Source organism: Dyella sp. BiH032, from assembly GCF_031954525.1.
Classification (GTDB): domain Bacteria; phylum Pseudomonadota; class Gammaproteobacteria; order Xanthomonadales; family Rhodanobacteraceae; genus Dyella_D.
Map to the genome: position 1 here is coordinate 1,332,456 of NZ_CP134867.1, position 17,532 is coordinate 1,349,987.

Here is a 17,532-nt window from a genome sequence, read left to right on the forward strand (position 1 = left end):
CATTCCTCGACCGAAGCGCATCGGTGGCAGGGTTGGATGCCGCGTCGCGCGGCGGGAGAAGGCGGGATGCCCGAATATGCCACGACCGCGCGTTTCGACGGGACAACCGACAGCAGGCGCTTGCGGATGGCCAAACGAGGCGGCAAGGTGGCCCGACTCCGCTGCGAGGAACGGCCATGCCCTGGCTCATCGTGAAGTACCTGATCACCGCCGGCGTGGTGGTGGCCGTGTCGGAGATCGCCAAGCGCAGCGACCGCCTCGGCGCCCTGGTCGCCTCCCTGCCGCTGGTGACGTTCCTGGCTCTGATCTGGCTGTACGTGGAGAAGCAGCCGATGGCGAAGATTGCCAACCATGCCTGGTATACGTTCTGGTATGTGGTGCCGACGTTGCCGATGTTTTTGTTGTTTCCGCGGTTGCTGGCGCGGTTCGGGTTTTGGGCGGCGCTGGGGTTGAGTGCGGTGGTGACGGTGGTTTGTTTTGTTGTGTTTGCGGTGGTGGTGAGGTCGTTTGGGATTAGGTTGTTGTAGGTTGGGGTGAGCTTGCGAACCCCAACGTCGGGCGCTGACGATCGCCTCGCCCTCTCATCCTCGTCATTCCGGCGGAGGCCGGAAGCCAGTGGCGATGCGGCTCGGTTGTCGCCTCGTGGCCAGCCTTGTCTCGCCCCTCCGGGGCGAGGGTTTCGCTCTCCTGCCGGAGAGCGAGTTACTTCTTCTTGCTTGCCCAAGAAGAAGTAACCAAGAAGAAGGGCCCCCTGCGCGGCGCCCTCCGCAGCCTTCGCTGCTGCGGGTGCGTTGAGGGCTGGCCGGGCTTTTCGATCGGGCATCCCTGCCCGAATCGAAAAGGCGGGGACGTCCTGTCCCCGCCCGCCTGCGGCGGCCTGATCGTCCAGCCCTCACCGCCGCGAAGGGAACCCGGCAGAGCAAGAGCCACACGGAGCATCGGCTTCGCCTCGCTCTCGTTTTCTGGTTGGCGGCGTGCCGCGGTACCGCACTTCTCCTTCTCCCCTCCGGGCGACCCGAAGGTAGTCCCCGTGGGAGAGAAGGCGGGATGAGGGGCGGGTGCTCGCGAAAGCGTTGCAACGAAGCCGCGTCGATGCGCCACGACAATGGCGAGCATTCGCGCGCCCGGTGAGCGAATGCGCGCTGAGATTGGTGCGGCGAACTCAGTGGAGGAACTGAAACGAATCGCGGCCGGCACGCCCTAGCGATAACTCGCTTCCATCAACGCCGTCGCCAGGTCGCCGATCTTCATGTGGTCGAAGCTGGTGTTGTTCATCACCACGACGCTGTGGGCATCGTCCAGGGTGCGCCAGACGAGTACGCGGTAGGCGCCGTTGGAGCCGTACTCCCAGGCGACGGGGTGGTTCTTGCCGGCGAATGGCAGCGTCTTGGTGCGGCCGCCGAGGGCGTAGTTTTGCGCGGGGCGTTCCACGGTCATCAGCGTGCGCGTAGTTTCGGGTGACAGGAGCTTGCCGGCGAACAGGCCGTCCATCAGGGCGAACAGATCGTTGGCGCTGGTGTAGAAGCCGCCGGCGAGCGTCATGAAATTCGATATCGGCTTGTCGAGCGGCTCGGGTTGCGGCATGAGCTGCTTGTAGCCGAGCGCCATGCCCGGCACGGCCGCCGAGCTTCCGCTGTACACGCCGCTGTGGCGAAGCGCGAGCGGCTGGACGAGGTAGCCTTGCACGAGCGTGGTGTAGCTCTGCCCGCTGATCTTCTCGACGATGGCCTTCACCAATAGCCAGTTGGAATGTGAGTAATCCCAGTCCGTGCCCGGCGCGAAGCGCAGGTCGCCGCTGGCGAAGCGGCGCACGGCTTCGGTGTTGTCCAACGACAACGTACGCGTGGAAGGATCGCGCTTGATCGCGGCATCGATGTCGTTGGGAACGCCGCTGCCGTGGCTCATCAGCGTGCGGAGGGTGAGCCTGCTGCCGTTGTCGCGCCGGTACTCCGGAAGGTAAGTGGCGATCGGTTCGTCCAGCGACAGCTCACCCTGCTGGACCAGCCGCATGACGACCATCGCAGCGATCCACTTGGAGATCGAGCCCGCTTCGAACGGCGTGTCGGCGGTCAGCACCCGCTGCGTGCTGGCATCGGCCGTACCGAAACTTTCGACGTAATCCACCTGCGAACCGCGGCCCACCAGTACCACGCCGTTGAATCGCTGCTCCGTCGCGAAACGGTGAGCAATGGCGGCGCAGTCGCCGCAGGCGGCCATGACGGGGCTGGCGGCAAGCGCGGCCAGGATGGCCAGGACCGGGCGCCACCGGCCGGATCGGTGCTTCCATGGGTGCGGCATGTTCGATCCATCCTTCGCGGGTCGTCTGCGCTATGCAGTCCCCGTCGGATGCCGGGTGGCGCGGCAAGGTTTAAACGCGCCCCCGCAGGCGCCCACCGATCAGCGGCTGGCGTGCACCGCAGCGTTGGACACGACCGATTGCGGCGCCGAGGCGTGGGTGGTCAGCATGTTGCCCAGGAACAGGGCGCAGACCAGCAGACCGGCGGCGAAGAAACCCTGCAGCATCAGGTTCTCGAATTTCATGACGTCTCTCCTTGCGTGAGTGATTGAGCCTTTCGAGGGAGATATCGCAAGGGGCGTGCCAACCCTTCCGACGGCCCGCAAACGGCGCGGTTGAGCCATTCCTGCGATTGACCCGCAGCAGGGAAAGCTGTCCGCGGACAGGTGGACACGATCGTTCGGACAGCAGCGCGGACACGCGATCAGCCGCGTCGGCAATAAGGAGCCGGCGTGATGGGGCCATCGCCCGACACCTCGCATCGTTCGCCAGGCCCCATCGACATGCCTTCATCCCGCGCGGGCCGGCAGCAGTCTTTTGAATCCGTGCGAAACCCTGGCGCCCGCCGCGGTGACGGGCGCTGGCCGTGCGCATGCGCACGCCGGGCGCGGTTTACCCGATCGGGGGAGTTGAAGCGCGCGCAAGCGCGCCCATGTCGCAGCGATCCTGCCCGCGGCCTTGCCGCGGGCAGGCTTCATCCCTCACGACCAGGAACCAACGATGAGCACGAGTTCCACCTTCGCCCGCACCGCCTTCGCTGCCGCCTTGCTGATCGCCGGCATGGCCGCCGCGCACGCCGCCGCCCCGATGGCCAAGACCAGTGCGCCGGGCTACTACCGCATGATGCTCGGTGACGTCGAAGTGACCGCGCTGTCCGACGGCACGCACGTCATGGACGCCAACGAGTTGCTGGATCCTGGCAAGGCGCAGACCATCCAGCAGTCGCTGAAGGCGGCCGACCTGCCGCCTGCCTATGAGTGGAGCTTCAACGGCTATCTGGTGAACACGGGCAGCAAACTGGTGCTGATCGACACCGGCGCCGGCAACTTCATGGGCAGCGATCTCGGCAAGCTGGCCGGCCGCATCAAGGCTGCCGGTTACTCACCCGAGCAGATCGACGAGATCTACCTCACCCATATGCACCTGGACCACCTCGGCGGCCTGGTCGCCGCCGACGGCAAACCCGTGTTCCCTAACGCCACCGTGCGCGCCGGCAAGGCCGACGCGGACTTCTGGCTGAGCAAGGCGCAGCGCGACAAGGCACCGGCCGACGCACAGTCGTTCTTCGACATCGCGCAGAAGGCGCTGGGGCCGTACGTGAAGTCGGGCCATTTCAAGCCGATCGCCGCCGACGGCGAAGTGGTGCCGGGCATCCGCTCCATGAGCCTCAGCGGCCATACGCCGGGCCACACCGGCTATGTCATCGAGAGCAAGGGCCAGAAGCTGCTGGTGTGGGGCGACACGCTGCACGTGCAGGCGGTGCAGTTCGCGCATCCGGATGTGGTCATCAAGTTCGACAGCGACAGCGCTTCGGCGGAGAAGGTGCGCGAGCGCGTATTGGCGGACGCGGCGAAGAACGGCTATCTGGTGGCCGGTGCCCACGTCTCGTTTCCTGGCATCGGCCACGTGGCGACGGACGGTGCCGGCTACCGCTGGCTCCCGGTGAGCTACGCGGAAATCCACTGAGTACCCGAAAGGCCCGCGCGATGCGGGCCTTTCCCTTTCAGGGGCGGATGCTGACCAGGCTCGTCATGGCATCGACATAGGAGAGCTTGTCGTCCACCAGCAGGGGCAGCAGCGGCGTGACCGAAACTTCGTTGGTCTTGGTCCAGCGCATCTTGCCCTCGCCATCGCGGAACACCAGCCCGCCCACGTCCTGGATCACGTACGGCTCGCCGTCCACGCGGCCGAGGAACATCATGACGTGGCCGGGGATATAGATCAGATCGCCGACCTGCGCGTCGGCCAGCGCACGCAAGCGGGCCCCGTGGCTGTCGCCGGGCCCGAACAGGCGATGCTTCAATGCCGGGCTCTTGGCCTGGTCGCCGCTGTTGCGCGGCAGTTGTACGCCCATGCTGCGATACACGTCGGAGACGAAGCCGCTGCAGTCGCGGCCGTTGTAGAGGTGTCCCCAACCGTAGCGCTCGCCGAGGAACTTGAAGGCCTGGCGGATCAGGTTGGCGCGGGTCAGCGGCAGATAGTCCGGGGCGCTGTCCAGCTTGCGCTGGAGCAGGGCCGGTTGCAGCCGCAGCGAGCCGTCGGCCGCATGGGTGGGCAGCGACAGCGTCCAGGCTTCGTAAGGCCCTTGCCCGTTGACGGGCTGGTCCGGCGGAAGCTCGGCCAACGGAAGGCGCAGGCCCATGTCCAGCTGCGTTTCCGACACCTCCGGCGCCTCCGGCGTGTACACCGTGCGCAGCTTGTCGCCGGTGATCACGCGATACGGCGCCTTGGCGGCGTAAGCCAGCACTTCGTCGCGCGTGCCGGTGGCGATCGCGGACGCTTCCACCCAGGCGGCGTAGCGTGGACTCACCACGAAGAACCATGCGCCGTCCGTGCTGGTGTGCACGACGGCGACCGGATCGCCGGGGAACACCGTGCTTTCCTGGAACTGCTCGAAATCCTGCAGGCCCTTGCCGGGGAAGATGCGCAGGGCCGAGGGAAAGTTGCGCATCGACACGCGGCGCACGACCAGACCGTAGCGAGGCGTCACGCGCGACGGGATGGCATCCAGGGCCTGGTTGGCGACGACGGCATCGATCGCCGTTTTCGGCACCGGCTGGTCGCGGGTATCGAACAAGGGCTTGGCCGGCAGCTTGCCGATCTTGCCGATCCACTGTTCGATCTGCGCCTTCGGCAATTCGGCGCCGAGCTTCGACAGGTCGTACATGTTCGGATCGCTGGCGAACAGACGCGCGTTCAGCGCCTCGATCGCGGCCTTGTCGAGGATCACGCGGTCCGGCGTACCGGCGCGGGCGATCCAGTATTCGGGTGCCAGCATCGCATCGTTCGTGCCGATCACGCCCGACGGCGGAATGGGCAGCACGTCGCCGGCGAAGGCCGGCGCGCAGGCAAGGGCAAGCAGCAGCGCGCCGGCAACACGGGGAGCGAATCGCATCGAAGGTGGCTCCGCTCAGCGGCTGGCGGTGGTGGCGGTGTTGGCGGCGACCGACTCGGGCGCGGAAGCGTGCGTGGTCAGCATGCCCCCCAGGACCAGGGCGCAGACCAGCAGGCCGGCGGCAAAGAAGCCTTGCAGCATCAGGGTCTCGAACTTCATGACATCTCTCCTTGCAGTAGTGATTGAGGCTTTCGAGAGAGATATCGCAAGGGGCGTGCCAACGATGGCGATGGCCTGCAAATGGCCGTCCAAAGCCATTTCTTCGAAGATGTCGCGTAGCGCGCCTCGTGTCCGCGGACAGATGGCGGAGGTGGCCGGACAGCGGGCCGGACAGCGCAGGCGGTGTCCGGACAAAGCCCACGCTGAACTTCGATCGGCACGGCCTTGCCTGCGCACGTGTCGATCACCCGGACCGGGGTCAATGTTCCTGAAGCGCCGTGGCCGGACGGTCGCCCCGCTTCCCGTTGCGCACCAGCGTGTACCAGCGCCATAGCACCAGCAGGCCGAGCGCACCCTGCGCGATGCCGGTCGCTTCGAAGACAACGTCGTGCGGCCATTCGTAGGTGGGGGGCGGGAACAGCATGTTCATGGTGCGTGTCGTGGCGCCGCCGAAGAACAGCACGTTCTTCAATACGTGGTTGTAGAGACCTTCGAACAGCCCGATGCCGACGCCGGGCAGCAGCAGGTCGAGCAGGGCGAACGCGGCCATGGCCGTCCGGGCGGCCCGGCCTTCGGTTCGCCGGGCCAAGGATGCAGCGAGCATCAGCGCGACGGCGGCAACGACGGCGACGGGCACGACATGCCAGCGCCAGGGCGTGTCGAAAGCTAGTGCACCGTATGCGTGATGCACGCTGGTAAGCGCCAGCAGCCACAGGGAAGGCCGCAGGGCGCGCGTCATCGAGTCGTTGGCCGAGAGACGCTCAGCGGTCATGCGCCAGCTCCTGCAGGAACGCGCCCACCGTGGTCTTGGCGTGGCGCCCGCGAAAGCTTTCCGCGATCGCCAGCACCTCGTCCACCGACCATTGATCGTCCGCATGCTCGCCGTATTTGCAGGCCAGCACCCGGCCGCAACGGCCGATCAGGAAATCCGCCGGCAGGCCCAGCGCGTCTTCGCCGGGCCGGCGGCCCGCGCCGAATGCGGACAGCCCGCGCGCGATGGCGCGCCAGGCGCGCGGATCGAGCACTGAGCGGAGCGAGCGTTCCACGCCGAATGCCCGATAGAGCGCCATGCCGGGGTCGGCGACGAGTGCGAACGGCAACCCCGACTGATGCTGCCGCAGCGTTTCTTCGCTGGAATGGAACACCGCGACCTCCAGGATGCCGGCGGCTTCCAGTTCGGCATGACGCTGCACGAAGGAGCGCAGATGCAGCTTGCAGACCGGGCAGCCGGCGAAGCGCCGGAACTGCAGGTGCACGACGCGGTGGACATCCGGCAGGGCGATGGACGCCCCATCCAGCGTGCGCAGCTCGCCCACCCGTGGGCGGTGTCCAGGCTGGAGACGATGGGGGTGAATTCGGGTCATGGACGCGTACCTCGATGTGGAACAACATGTCCGGTATCGGACGGACGTTCGGCAGCCGCGATGGTGGAAGGCGCGAACGGTTTCGCCCAGCACGAACCGGCGCGTGCTGTTCCGAACCGAACAAAGCGCCGCGCGTTGTTCGACAACGGAGAGAAGACGCGATGCCCGAACGCGAAGATCGGCGAGTGCGCCGCACCCAGCAGCGGCTGCACGAGGCGTTGCTGGCACTGGTGCGGGAAGAAGGCTTCGAGAACCTGACGGTCCAGCGGATCATCGATCGCGCGGACGTCGGCCGCGCCACCTTCTACGCGCACTTCCAGAACAAGGAAGAACTGCTGCTCAGCGGCTTCGGCCCGCTGCGCGAACAACTGGTGCAGCGCCAGCGCGAGGCCCGCGCCCGTGCGCCCGGTCAGCCGCTGGCGTTCAGCCGCGCCTTGTTCGAGCACGCGGGTGCCCACCGCGAGGTGTTTCGCGTGATGGTCGGCAAGCGCAGCGGCGCCGCGGTGCTGCGGCAGTTGCAGATGCTCCTGATCGAACTGATGCGCGCGGAGGTGGTTGCGCAACCGCCCGCCGCCTCGCGCACCGCCCTCCGGCGCGGCGAGCCCGTGGCGCGTTTCCTCGCCGGCGCGTTCCAGGGCCTGCTCGCCTGGTGGCTGGAGGAACGCCCGGCCCTCAGCATCGACGAGATCGATGGCATGTTCCGGACGATGGCGTTGCCAGCGTTGCAGGCGGGCAAGTAAGCAGGCTCTGGGATAATGCTCCGCCGCCGGTTGACCGCCGCGGTCGCCCACCCCGATTGCCACCCCGATTGCCCACCAAGGAAAGTCCATGAGCCAGGAAGCCCAACAGCGCAAGGCCCGTTCGGAAGTCCGCCTCGAACGTGAGGCCGTGCCCATCAATCGGTATCTGCCGATGATCGAATCGGAAGCGGAGATCGAGGCACGCAGCAAGGAAGAGATCGCGCTTCGCGCCTTGTGCCTGTTGCTCGTCGCGGTGAAAGGCGAAGGCCTGGAGCAGGAGATCGTGGAGCGGATTGTCGAAGACTACGGCCTGGCGCCGCACTTCACGCCGAAAGAAACCGCCTTCGTCGCCCATCCCGCGCCATCCGAGCACGACCGCATCCAGTTCTGCTGGCGCTACGAAGCCGCCTGGGTGCTGCTATGGGCACTGGGTTACGTCGATGCGCTGGGCAAGCCCACGCACATCTGCGACGTCGGCTATGCGGTGGAGCAGATGAAAGAGCGCAGTACCGAGGCATTCATCGCGGACGCCAGCCTGCGCCCGCTGGCTGAGATCCTGGACGAAGCCGACCTGATCTACCGCTACCATTGGGCGGTGGTCGATGCGCGGATCAAGCGGCAACCGGCGCCCGCGGAGCTGATGCCCGGCGTAGCGATGGAACGGCACTACGCGCTCAACTGGCTGACCCGGTACATGAATCAGGCCTGGGACGATATTTCGACGGATACTTGAGTGCACCGGCGCCGGCCAGCCGTGGTTTGTGCGGCCCGCGCGTTGCCTTGCCGGGTTATCGCGTCGGGATTCGGTGGAGTTCAAGGAAGCTCGGTCGCGCGTTATCGTCGACCGCCGGCAATGCATTGCAGCGATCCGCGCGGAATTTCGCCGGCGATAGGGGAGACGAAATGAGGGGCCTATCCAAGAGCTGGAGCCTCACAACCGCCATGCGGCTGGGCATCGTGCTATTCGTCGCCGGCTACCTGTGCGTGATGCAGCCATGGTCGGCGGGGGAGCGGCCGATGGGGCACTACCAGGTGGCGCTGGCCTTTCTGATGATGGCGGCGTTTCCGCGTGGGACGCGGTTGTTGGTGGCGGTCGGCGTAACGCTTGGCGTGCTCGTCCTGGCCATGGTGATCTTGAACGTGCTGGGGAACAGCTAGGTGGCTTGGTGGCGCACGGTTCGAATAGCCGTAATGACGACGCCGTCGCCGGAGTCCCCTGACCATCGGCAGGAATTGCATGGGGACATGCCGGCATGACCACCAAGATCGTCGTCTTCACCGGCGCCGGCGTCAGCGCCGAAAGCGGGCTGAAGACCTTCCGCGACATGGGCGGCCTGTGGCGGCAGTACGACATCGAGGACGTCGCTTCGCCCGCCGGCTGGCGGCGCGATCCGGAGGCGGTGCTGGCGTTCTACAACGAGCGGCGGCGTGCGGTGCTGGCGGCGGAGCCGAATGCGGCGCACCGTGCCATCGCTTCGCTGGAAGAACGCTTCGACGTAACCGTCATTACGCAGAACGTGGACGACTTGCACGAACGTGCCGGTTCATCGCGCGTGATCCACGTGCATGGCGAAATTCTCAAGGCGCGCAGTACGGCGGATGCCAGCCTGGTCTACCCATGGCGCCAGCCGGACATCGCGTTGGGCGATTGCTGCGAGAAGGGCAGCCAGTTGCGGCCGGACATCGTGTGGTTCGGCGAGAGTGTGCGCTTCATGGACGAATGCCACGCGCTGGTGGGCGAAGCCAATCGCTTCCTGGTCGTGGGCACCTCGCTGACGGTGTTTCCGGCCGCAGGCCTGGTCGACAGCGCGCCGCGGCATGCCGACAAGCTGCTGGTATCGCCGGAACCGCAGGCGGTGCCGGATGGATTTCGCTTCGTGCGCGGAACGGCGGCATCGGTGCTGCCGCGGCTGGCGGATGACTGGCTCGCCGGCCGCGAGGCCGCAGGAGGGAAAACCCCATGATGTACGCGCTGCTGTTCGCGGGCTTTGCCATCTGGTTCGTGTTCTCTGTGCATCCCGGCTCCCTGCTGGGCTTCGCCCTCACAGGAGGCGATTGGTTGCGGCTTCTGCGCGGGCTGCACGCCGAGGAAAAGCAGACGAAGGCAGGCCTGCGCTCGGCGGCCGCGCGGTCGCTCGCTGTCCAGTCGGTATTGGCCGGTCTCGGCTTGCTGGGCAGCTACGCGGCCGGCGTACATGGGAGGGGCGAAACCTTCGCGGTGCTGGCCGCGGTGCTCGGTGGCCTGGTCGCCGGCTACGTCAGCCTGCTCTGGATGACACGACCCAGGGGCGGCTACGGTTACGATTGATCGCGCGGCGCCAAGGGGTAGTTCGGCACGCGCTGGTTGGCATGGCATGCAGGGGGCAAACATGAGCGACACCTTTTCGATCACGCCGAGCCGGGCGTTCCGGGACACTTATGGCGCGGTCATGCAACTGTGGCTGGCCAGGCCTTCCGCCTACGGCTGGATGCTGCTGATGGCGGTCATCGTGGGCGTCGCCTCGTCGGTGTCCGCGCCCTGGTGGTGCGGCCTGATCGCTGGCGGGGTCTGGCTCGTCGCGATGTGCCCGCTCCTGGTGGCCTTGCAGGCACGGAAGATCATGCAGGCCTTGAAACGCGAAGGCCCGTCGACGTTCACCTTCGATGCCGAGGCGGTGACCTGCCAGTCCCGGTCGATCCAGGCACGCGTGCTATGGACCGGCATGGCGAGGGTCTGGCTGACGGAAACGCGCTGTTTTCTGTACTTCACGCCGCGTTGCGCATGGTTCTTCCGGCGCTGCGATCTGAAGCCCGAGGGGGAGGCCATGGTGTTGGCCTTCGCCAAGGCGGCTGGGGTGAAGGTGGAAGGGGCTTGAGCGTGATACATGCGTGGGGCAGGAGGACACACAAGTAGAGCCATCGCTTGCGTAGTGTCCAAAGGCAGTGGCATCGCGATGCCGGTGCCGCGTAAGCATTCGAACAGGGGAAAGGAAAGTGACCAAGCGTTTCCGTGGCCATGTCTGGATGGCTCTGTTCGCCGGGCTTTCGTGGATGAGCGCGACCCCGGCCCAGTCCGCGCCGGAAGTCACCCGCATCGAGATCGATTCGCGCTGGGGTGGGTTGAATCCGGATTCACCCTTCTGCACGCAGTTGGCGATCGAGAAGGACGGCGCGGGCTATCGCCTGAGCGGCAACCAAAGCCAGGGACGCGGCGAGCGCCATGTGAAAGCGGTCATCCCGGAACGGACGGTTTCCGCCGACCAGGTTGCGCGACTCGCTGCGGCGTTGCGGGCGCCGGTGCGGACGGCCCTCGATCCCGAACTGTTGCGGCCCGCCGCCGCACAGCTGCAGCGCCATCTGGATGGCCTGTTGCCCGATATCGCGCCACCGTCATCGCCTGTCGCGGCGAAGGTGCGCGCATGGCGCGAGACGTTCCGCGAACCATCGGCGCTGGCCGCGGCCGCCACGCGCGGCATCGTTCGCCACTGGCACACGGATGACTATCCGGGCATCCGGATCAGGGCGACGTTCGCCGATGGCTCGAAGCAGGAGTGGTCGTCACGCTCGCAGTCGTATCTGATGCTGCCGTGGAAGAACGCGGACGACGAGCCAACTTACGCGGTCGAGTTGCCGCTGGCCGTGGGCGCCATGCTGCCGGAAGAGTCGACCAACAAGGAGCGTCTGGAAGACAAGCATCTCCGCGATGATGAGTGGGCCGATTTGCTGGACGGCGGGTTGGCGGCGGATATCGGCCGCTTCCGCACCGAGGCGAGGATGCCCGATGCCTTCGCCGCGCTCTCGAAGCATTTCGACGTCGACGAGATGGATCCGGTGGATTGGCAGGGGCCACAGCTCGATGTGGACATGCGCCTGCCCGACAGTCCGAAGAACCTGACCCTGTCCGCGCGCCTGGACATTCGTGGCAAAGCGCTGGCGCATCCCGCGGATGCGAATCGCATGGCGCAGCAGCTCACGCTGGCGCAGTCCTCGCCCGCCTTGCTGAGTCGGATGAACGACCACCCGAACGTGCCGTTCCGCATCAGCCATCGGGGCTGGAGCCGGCTGAACCGGGCGACCGCCGCTCAGTTCCAGACGCAGATGGCCAGCCTCGGCAAGTTGCCGGAACTCAAGCGCGACCCGTCGCTTCTGCGCGATGCGGTCATGGTCGAGGAAGGCGATGTCCCGGTTTACTGGATCGTGCTGGCGGACCGCCGGGCGGTGCGCTGGAAGGAGTACGCTTCCAAGGACGAGCCGGGCACGCGCTGTGAGGGTATTCCGATGGGTGAGGACGCGCATACCTACGGCAAGACGGATATCTGCTACGGCACGGTCTTCGATGCCGACGGAAAGGTGCAGTAATGTCCATGGAATATCTCAAGGTCTTGTGGAAGGGCATGGGCATGACCTTGCCCGCCGCGATTTACCTGGAGATCGGCCCGGATCGCGTCGAGCGCCGGCGGGTGGAACGGTTCGCGGATGGACGGATGACGCTGGCCGGGCCACGGTTCGCCGAAGCCGAGGCCGAGCTGTGCGAAGGTCTGGCGCCGACCTTGGCGGAAATCGACGCGGACCCGGAGTTCGTGGCGATGCGGATCGAACGGCGGGAATTCGAGAAAGCCTGGCATGAGGGCTTGGCGCCTTAAGCAGCACAGGCTGTTGCCGATGAGGATGCCTTCATCCGCCGTGTATGCGGAGGCTTTGGCGACGGGACGCTTCCGGGATACCTCCCACGCCGTATTTGGTCTGGACGCGAACGCTCACCTGCGGAAATGCCCCGTACCGAAGCCGTGCGGATAGCGCCGGTCGTAAGACGCTCGGACGCGATACGGTCCTGCCTCACGCCTCCGGCGGCGTCACCCCGCACGCCGCGAGCATCTCCGTAATCCGCGCGCTCACCCAATCGAAATCCTCCGGCCCCGCCGCGGCGAGCGGCGGGTCGGTGAGGGTGGCGAAGGCGGTCCAGAATTCGTCGCGGTCGGACGTCTCGCGCAGCAGGTGGGGAACCTGTTGCGCGATGCCGTCGAGCATCGACTGGAGCTGTTCACGGGGCGTAGCCATGGGCGCAGGCTACGCCGCTGGTTGCTATGGCGGCGTGTAGGTGGGTCAGGTGTGTCAGCCGTCAGTCGCTCATTGCGACATCACCGCCCTTGCTACTGCTGTTGCTGCATGGCCAACTACTTGGCCTGTTGGGCCTGGGCGTGCTGCTGATCCAGTTGGGCGGCCTGCTGGGGGGATTCGTGCCGTGGCGGGGCATGCTGGTTTAGGTCGAGCGTCGCGAACAGCGCACAGCATCAGACGCCCCACAGCTTTCTCGCTTCCTCCGCAATCACGTCCGGGAATTCCTCGGGGAAGAACAGGTTCGCGCCTTCGATCATGCGCACGCCCTTGGAGTTGCCGAGTGTCTTGTCGAGATAGCCGGGGTCGCTCGCGGCGAAGATCGTGTCACCGGTGCCCCAGATAATGCGCGTCGGAATGGTGCTCTTCTTCAGCAGCGGCTCGACGCCGGCCAGCGGGTTGGGGGTGAGGCCGAGCGCGTAGGCGTCGGCCAGGGCCTTGCGCTGTGGCGTGGCGATGATGGGTTGCAGGTACATGTCGAAGGTTTCGTCGGCCATGCGCTGCGGATAGGTGAACGTGGAGCCGCCCAGGCCCTTGGGCGAACGGGCGAAGTTCTTGTCGACGACATTGGGCACCAGCCACTCGTCGGCGAAGCGACCACGGCGGGCAGCTTCGATCACCGGGCCGACGGCCGGTGGCGGGCTGTCCGGCTCGACATCACAGTTGGTGAGCAGCACGGTGCGCACGCGCTCGGGGTGAGTGGTCATGAACAGCTGCGCGATGGCGCCGCCGCTGTCGTTGGCGACGATGTCCACGGTGTCGATGTGCAACTGGTCGAGCAGGGTGGTGAGCATCTGCACCTGGTCGGCCGGCGTCACGCCCTGGCCCGGCGCGGGGCGGGTGTAGCCCAGGCCCATGGAGTCGGGCGCCACGCAGCGGCGGTAGGGCGAGAGGCGGTCGATGGCGCCGCGCCATTGGTAGCCGTTGAGCGGGAAGCCATGCAGGAACAGCGCGGCCGGGCCGCTGCCGCGCTCCACGTAGGCGATCTCGCCGAAGCGGTTGCTGGCGAAGCGGCGCGCGGCGTTGAAGGCGGCGGCGCCGTTGTCCAGCTTGCCGGTGTTGCCGCCTGCGGCGGCGATGGCTTTCTGCGCGGCGCGGGGAGCGCAGGCGGCGAGCGCGCCGGCGGCCAGGGTGCCGGCCGCGAGGCCAAGGAACTGTCTGCGATGCATGGCGGTGTTCTCCGGGTGTGGGAGTTTGGGGAAACGGATGGAGCCGATGGGCGGCGATCATTCGCTCCGGCCTGCATGGCGGCAATGACCTGGGAGGTCATGTCTTCTTGATCTCCCAGGTCATGGTTTCGCTGCCGGGTCCGCCGTATGCTCCGCTCCGTGAATCGCGCCCACCCGCCCCTGTCGAAAGTCACACCCGCTTCCGCGGTGGGTTCCCTGTTGCGCGAATGGCGTGCCGCGCGCCGCCTGAGTCAGCTGGACCTGGCGCTGGAAGCGGATGTCTCCGCGCGCCACCTCAGCTGCGTGGAAACCGGCAAGGCCCAGGCTAGTCGCGAAATGCTGGCGCGGCTGGCTGATGCGCTGGGCATGCCGCTGCGCGAACGCAACACGCTGCTGGTCGCCGCGGGCTTCGCGCCGAAGTACCCGGAAAGCGAGCTGGCGACGCCGGCCATGGCGCAGATCCGCGGCGCGATCGATGCCATCCTGCGGCAGCAGGAGCCGTACCCGGCCTTCCTGCTCAATCGCCACTGGGACGTACTGGCCGCCAACCGGGCCGCGGCGCGCGTGGGCGATTACGTGATGCGCGGCCAGCCCAGCAAGCACACCAACATGCTGCGGCAGATGTTCGACCCGGACGACTTCCGCCAGGCGGTGGTCAACTGGGAAGAGATCGCCGAAAGCATCGTGCGCCACCTGCACAATGAAGTGGCGGCGGCACCGTCCGATGCGAAGGCGCGCGAGCTGCTGGACGAGGTGCTGAGCTATCCCGGCGTGCCGGCCAGCTGGCGGACGCGCGACCTCTCCGCCGCACCGTCGCCGCTGATGACTACGGTGCTGCGGGGCGAGGGCGGCGAGCGGCTGAACTTCTTCTCCACCATCACCACCTTCGGCACGCCGCGCGACGTGACGCTGGACGAGCTGCATATCGAATGCTGTTTCCCGATGGACGAGATCACCGAGCGGCGCTGCCGTTGGTTGGCGGAACACGATACCGAGGCCGCATCGGCCGCTTGATCGCCATCAATACGCCCGTGTCAGCCGCGGCTATAGATGGGCAGCCATTCACCGACTCGCCCCCATGAGCGCCATGCCCTCCGACGTCACGCCACCGAAGCCTCGCCACTGGCTGCGCCGGCTCGGCGCGGGCCTGATTACCGGAGCGGCCGATGACGACCCCAGCGGCATCGCCACCTATTCGCAGGCGGGTGCGCAGTTCGGCTACGGTGCGTTGTGGACCACGGCGTTCACACTGCCGCTGATGATCGGCATCCAGACGGTGAGCGCGCATATCGGCCGCGTCACCGGCCGCGGCCTGGCGGCGAACATGCGGCTGCATTTTCCGCGCCCGGTACTGATGGGGCTGGTCTCGCTGCTGCTGGCAGCGAACGTGATCAACCTGGCCGCCGACATCGGCGCCATGGGCGCGGCGATGCGCCTGCTGCTGGGCGGCCCGCCGGTGCTGTATGCATTGGGTTTCGCCCTGCTGTCTCTGCTGCTGGAAGTGGTCATTCCATTCCCGCGCTACGCGCCGCTCCTGAAGGCGATGACGCTGAGTCTGTTCGCCTACGTGGCAACGGTCTTCGTGGTGGACGTACCGTGGGGAGAGGTGTGGCGCTCGCTGATCCCGCGCGGCATGGCCTGGCACGACTATCTGGTGACGGTGGTGGCGGTGTTCGGCACTACCATCAGCCCGTACCTGTTCTTCTGGCAGGCCTCGGAAGAGGCCGAGGAAGAGGAGGTAGACGCGGCGCAGTCGCCGCTGACCATGGCGCCCGAGCAGGCGGCGGAAGCCTTCGCGCGCATCCGCTTCGATACCGACGTAGGCATGGTCTATTCCAACGTGGTGGCATTCTTCATCATGCTCACCGCCGGCGCGGTGCTGCACGCCCACGGCGTCACCCAGATCCAGACCGCCGCCGACGCGGCCAGTGCCCTGAAGCCGCTGGCCGGGCCGTTCGCTTCGGCACTGTTCGCGCTCGGCATCGTGGGCACCGGCCTGCTGGCGGTACCAGTGCTGGCAGGTTCGGCGGCGTATGCGGTGGCCGAGGCCTTCGATGTGAAGGCGGGGCTGGGCCGCAAGCCCGGCGAGGCGCGTGTGTTCTATCTGATCATCGCCGGCTCGACCGTACTGGGCGCGGTGCTGAGCGTGTCGCGCATCGATCCGATTCGCATGCTGTTCTGGGCGGCGGTGATCAACGGCGTGATCTCGGTGCCGCTGATGGTGGGCATCATGCTGATCGCCACGCGCGAGCGCGCGATGGGCGCCTTCCGCGTCACCGGCTCGCTGCGTTGGCTGGGCTGGTGCGCGACGCTGGCGATGGCCGGCGTGGTCGTGGCGATGTTCCTGTAGCGCTCAGCTCAGCCATAGGGCCAAGCCGAACGCCGACGCCATCGCCGCCGTGCCGGGCACGATGCGCCACGCATAGGCCGGTGTGCCCTTGACGAAGGCCACCGTGCATTTGAGCAGCGAGTTGGCGACGAAGGCGGCAAACACGCCCACCAGCGCATCGTGGCGATCGATGCGACCCACCGCGTCCAGCTGCGCGGCCGAGGCCGCGGCGGCATGCACGTCGATCAGGCCCGACAGCGCCATCACCCCGGCCATGCTGCCGGCGCCCAGCGTTTCGCGCGCGATCGCCGCCAGCAGCATCACGCCGCCGAGCAGCACTACGAAGCGGATCGCCGCACCGGGTTCGAACGGCCGCTTGCCGGCCAGCGCTTTCACCTGGTCATGGTCGGCCATGAGATGACGGCTGCAGAGCAGGGCGGCGAGCAAGGCCGCGGCGCCCGCGGCAAGCAGCGGCCCCAGCATGTGCTGCAGCAGCGGCGGGGAAATCGTGCCCAGTACGACGGCAAGCTGGATCACCGTGCTCACGTTCGACATCAGCCCTGCGCTCGCGGCCACCGGCGCCAGCGCGGGGGAAAGCCGCGCCCGCTCGCCCATGCCGGCGATGGTGGCGGTGCTGGACACGAAGCCGCCGGCCAGCCCGGCGATGCCCAGCCCCAGGCGCGAGCCGAAGGCGCGCAGTGCGATGTAGCCGAGCGAGGCGATCGCCATGATCGCCACCGCGAGCAGCCAGAGCTTGCGCGGATGGATCGCCTGCCACGGGTCTACTGCGCGATCCGGCAGCAGCGGCAGCACCACGAACACGGCGGTGGCCAGAATCAGCAGGTCGTGCAGTTCGCGCTCGGACAGCCACTGCCGCGCGAGGGCGTGCAGCCGGGCCTTGCTGGCGAGTACGACCGCGACGATGACGCCGAGCCCGCCGGCCAGTTCGCGCGAACGCAGGGCGAGCAGGCCGAGCAGGAAGGTGACCAGCATGGCGACTTCCGCCACCGGCCCCGCACCGCCCGCGCGGCGCAGCCAGCGGCTGGCAACCATCAGCGCCGCCACGGCGATGCCGGCGACGTACAGCGCAGGCGTACCGAGGATGCCGCTCATCGCGCCAGCGAGCGCGATCAGCAGATACGTGCGTACACCGGGCTCGCCGTCCGGCTGGGTCGCGGCGCCCTTGACGCGTTCGCGCTGCAGCCCGATCAGCAGGCCGAGGCCCAGCGCCATCGCCAGGCCGACGAGATCGACGTCGGGCATGGT

The 17,532-nt window shown here is 67.2% G+C and carries 21 protein-coding genes; 12 read left to right on the top strand and 9 right to left on the bottom strand.

Features of this window, described 5'->3' with window-relative positions:
• Nucleotides 1–176: 176 nt before the first annotated feature.
• Nucleotides 177–527, top strand: a complete 351-nt coding sequence (locus RKE25_RS05750) for a DUF3147 family protein (RefSeq protein WP_311841295.1) — start codon at nucleotides 177–179, stop codon at nucleotides 525–527.
• A gap of 673 nt (nucleotides 528–1,200) precedes the next feature.
• On the opposite strand, the gene RKE25_RS05755 is transcribed toward RKE25_RS05750, so the two are convergent.
• Together RKE25_RS05755 and RKE25_RS05760 are read right to left on the bottom strand one after the other, a co-directional pair.
• Nucleotides 1,201–2,298, bottom strand: a complete 1,098-nt coding sequence (locus tag RKE25_RS05755; protein ID WP_311841296.1) for a serine hydrolase domain-containing protein — start codon at nucleotides 2,296–2,298, stop codon at nucleotides 1,201–1,203.
• 99 nt (nucleotides 2,299–2,397) lie between these two features.
• Nucleotides 2,398–2,541 (bottom strand): hypothetical protein, encoded by a 144-nt coding sequence (locus tag RKE25_RS05760; RefSeq protein ID WP_311841297.1) that lies wholly within the window; start codon nucleotides 2,539–2,541, stop codon nucleotides 2,398–2,400.
• Nucleotides 2,542–3,016: 475 nt separating this feature from the next.
• Between RKE25_RS05760 and RKE25_RS05765 the strand changes: the two genes are divergently transcribed.
• A complete protein-coding gene (locus RKE25_RS05765) occupies nucleotides 3,017–3,982 on the top strand; it encodes an MBL fold metallo-hydrolase (protein ID WP_311841298.1) in 966 nt (321 codons plus the stop codon).
• A gap of 37 nt (nucleotides 3,983–4,019) precedes the next feature.
• Here the strand turns inward: RKE25_RS05765 and RKE25_RS05770 are convergent, their stop codons facing one another.
• From RKE25_RS05770 to RKE25_RS05785, 4 genes are all read right to left on the bottom strand, one after another.
• The gene (locus RKE25_RS05770; protein WP_311841299.1) at nucleotides 4,020–5,411 is read right to left on the bottom strand and encodes an SH3 domain-containing protein; all 1,392 of its coding nucleotides are present in this window, start codon (nucleotides 5,409–5,411) and stop codon (nucleotides 4,020–4,022) included.
• 15 nt (nucleotides 5,412–5,426) lie between these two features.
• Nucleotides 5,427–5,570, bottom strand: coding sequence for a hypothetical protein (locus RKE25_RS05775; RefSeq protein ID WP_311841300.1), 144 nt, complete (start codon nucleotides 5,568–5,570; stop codon nucleotides 5,427–5,429).
• Between the two features lie 259 nt (nucleotides 5,571–5,829).
• Nucleotides 5,830–6,342 carry a hypothetical protein gene (locus RKE25_RS05780; RefSeq protein WP_311841301.1) on the bottom strand — a complete coding sequence of 171 codons (513 nt, stop codon included), beginning with the start codon at nucleotides 6,340–6,342 and terminating at the stop codon, nucleotides 5,830–5,832.
• Nucleotides 6,332–6,934 (bottom strand): peroxiredoxin-like family protein, encoded by a 603-nt coding sequence (locus tag RKE25_RS05785; protein WP_311841302.1) that lies wholly within the window; start codon nucleotides 6,932–6,934, stop codon nucleotides 6,332–6,334. Before RKE25_RS05785 ends, RKE25_RS05780 begins: the two co-directional genes overlap by 11 nt.
• A 14-nt stretch (nucleotides 6,935–6,948) precedes the next feature.
• On the opposite strand from RKE25_RS05785, the gene RKE25_RS05790 reads away from it, so the two are divergent.
• The 8 genes from RKE25_RS05790 (at nucleotide 6,949) to RKE25_RS05825 (ending at nucleotide 12,296) form a co-directional block, all read left to right on the top strand.
• The gene (locus RKE25_RS05790) at nucleotides 6,949–7,674 is read left to right on the top strand and encodes a TetR/AcrR family transcriptional regulator (protein WP_311841303.1); all 726 of its coding nucleotides are present in this window, start codon (nucleotides 6,949–6,951) and stop codon (nucleotides 7,672–7,674) included.
• A gap of 88 nt (nucleotides 7,675–7,762) precedes the next feature.
• Nucleotides 7,763–8,407, top strand: a complete 645-nt coding sequence (locus tag RKE25_RS05795) for a DUF4272 domain-containing protein (protein ID WP_311841304.1) — start codon at nucleotides 7,763–7,765, stop codon at nucleotides 8,405–8,407.
• Nucleotides 8,408–8,577: 170 nt separating this feature from the next.
• Complete coding sequence (locus RKE25_RS05800; RefSeq protein WP_311841305.1) at nucleotides 8,578–8,832, top strand: hypothetical protein; 255 nt, start codon at nucleotides 8,578–8,580, stop codon at nucleotides 8,830–8,832.
• 95 nt (nucleotides 8,833–8,927) lie between these two features.
• The gene (locus RKE25_RS05805) at nucleotides 8,928–9,638 is read left to right on the top strand and encodes an NAD-dependent deacylase (RefSeq protein WP_311841306.1); all 711 of its coding nucleotides are present in this window, start codon (nucleotides 8,928–8,930) and stop codon (nucleotides 9,636–9,638) included.
• Nucleotides 9,635–9,982, top strand: a complete 348-nt coding sequence (locus RKE25_RS05810; RefSeq protein WP_311841307.1) for a hypothetical protein — start codon at nucleotides 9,635–9,637, stop codon at nucleotides 9,980–9,982. The genes RKE25_RS05805 and RKE25_RS05810 overlap by 4 nt, the downstream gene beginning before the upstream one ends.
• A gap of 61 nt (nucleotides 9,983–10,043) precedes the next feature.
• Nucleotides 10,044–10,529 (top strand): hypothetical protein, encoded by a 486-nt coding sequence (locus RKE25_RS05815; RefSeq protein ID WP_311841308.1) that lies wholly within the window; start codon nucleotides 10,044–10,046, stop codon nucleotides 10,527–10,529.
• A 118-nt stretch (nucleotides 10,530–10,647) separates the two neighbouring features.
• Nucleotides 10,648–12,012: a hypothetical protein gene (locus RKE25_RS05820; RefSeq protein WP_311841309.1), complete on the top strand. Its 1,365-nt coding sequence runs from the start codon at nucleotides 10,648–10,650 to the stop codon at nucleotides 12,010–12,012.
• A gap of 35 nt (nucleotides 12,013–12,047) precedes the next feature.
• Complete coding sequence (locus RKE25_RS05825; protein ID WP_311841310.1) at nucleotides 12,048–12,296, top strand: hypothetical protein; 249 nt, start codon at nucleotides 12,048–12,050, stop codon at nucleotides 12,294–12,296.
• Between the two features lie 193 nt (nucleotides 12,297–12,489).
• On the opposite strand, the gene RKE25_RS05830 is transcribed toward RKE25_RS05825, so the two are convergent.
• Nucleotides 12,490–12,711: a hypothetical protein gene (locus RKE25_RS05830; RefSeq protein ID WP_311841311.1), complete on the bottom strand. Its 222-nt coding sequence runs from the start codon at nucleotides 12,709–12,711 to the stop codon at nucleotides 12,490–12,492.
• Nucleotides 12,712–12,944: 233 nt separating this feature from the next.
• Nucleotides 12,945–13,937 (bottom strand): alpha/beta hydrolase, encoded by a 993-nt coding sequence (locus tag RKE25_RS05835; protein WP_311841312.1) that lies wholly within the window; start codon nucleotides 13,935–13,937, stop codon nucleotides 12,945–12,947.
• A gap of 159 nt (nucleotides 13,938–14,096) precedes the next feature.
• Here RKE25_RS05835 and RKE25_RS05840 point away from each other — a divergent pair, with 159 nt between their 5' ends.
• Complete coding sequence (locus tag RKE25_RS05840; protein WP_311841313.1) at nucleotides 14,097–14,951, top strand: helix-turn-helix transcriptional regulator; 855 nt, start codon at nucleotides 14,097–14,099, stop codon at nucleotides 14,949–14,951.
• A 64-nt stretch (nucleotides 14,952–15,015) separates the two neighbouring features.
• Nucleotides 15,016–16,287, top strand: coding sequence for a divalent metal cation transporter (locus RKE25_RS05845; RefSeq protein ID WP_311841314.1), 1,272 nt, complete (start codon nucleotides 15,016–15,018; stop codon nucleotides 16,285–16,287).
• Nucleotides 16,288–16,290: 3 nt separating this feature from the next.
• On the opposite strand, the gene RKE25_RS05850 is transcribed toward RKE25_RS05845, so the two are convergent.
• A complete protein-coding gene (locus tag RKE25_RS05850) occupies nucleotides 16,291–17,529 on the bottom strand; it encodes a DUF4010 domain-containing protein (protein WP_311841315.1) in 1,239 nt (412 codons plus the stop codon).
• Nucleotides 17,530–17,532: the final 3 nt, after the last annotated feature.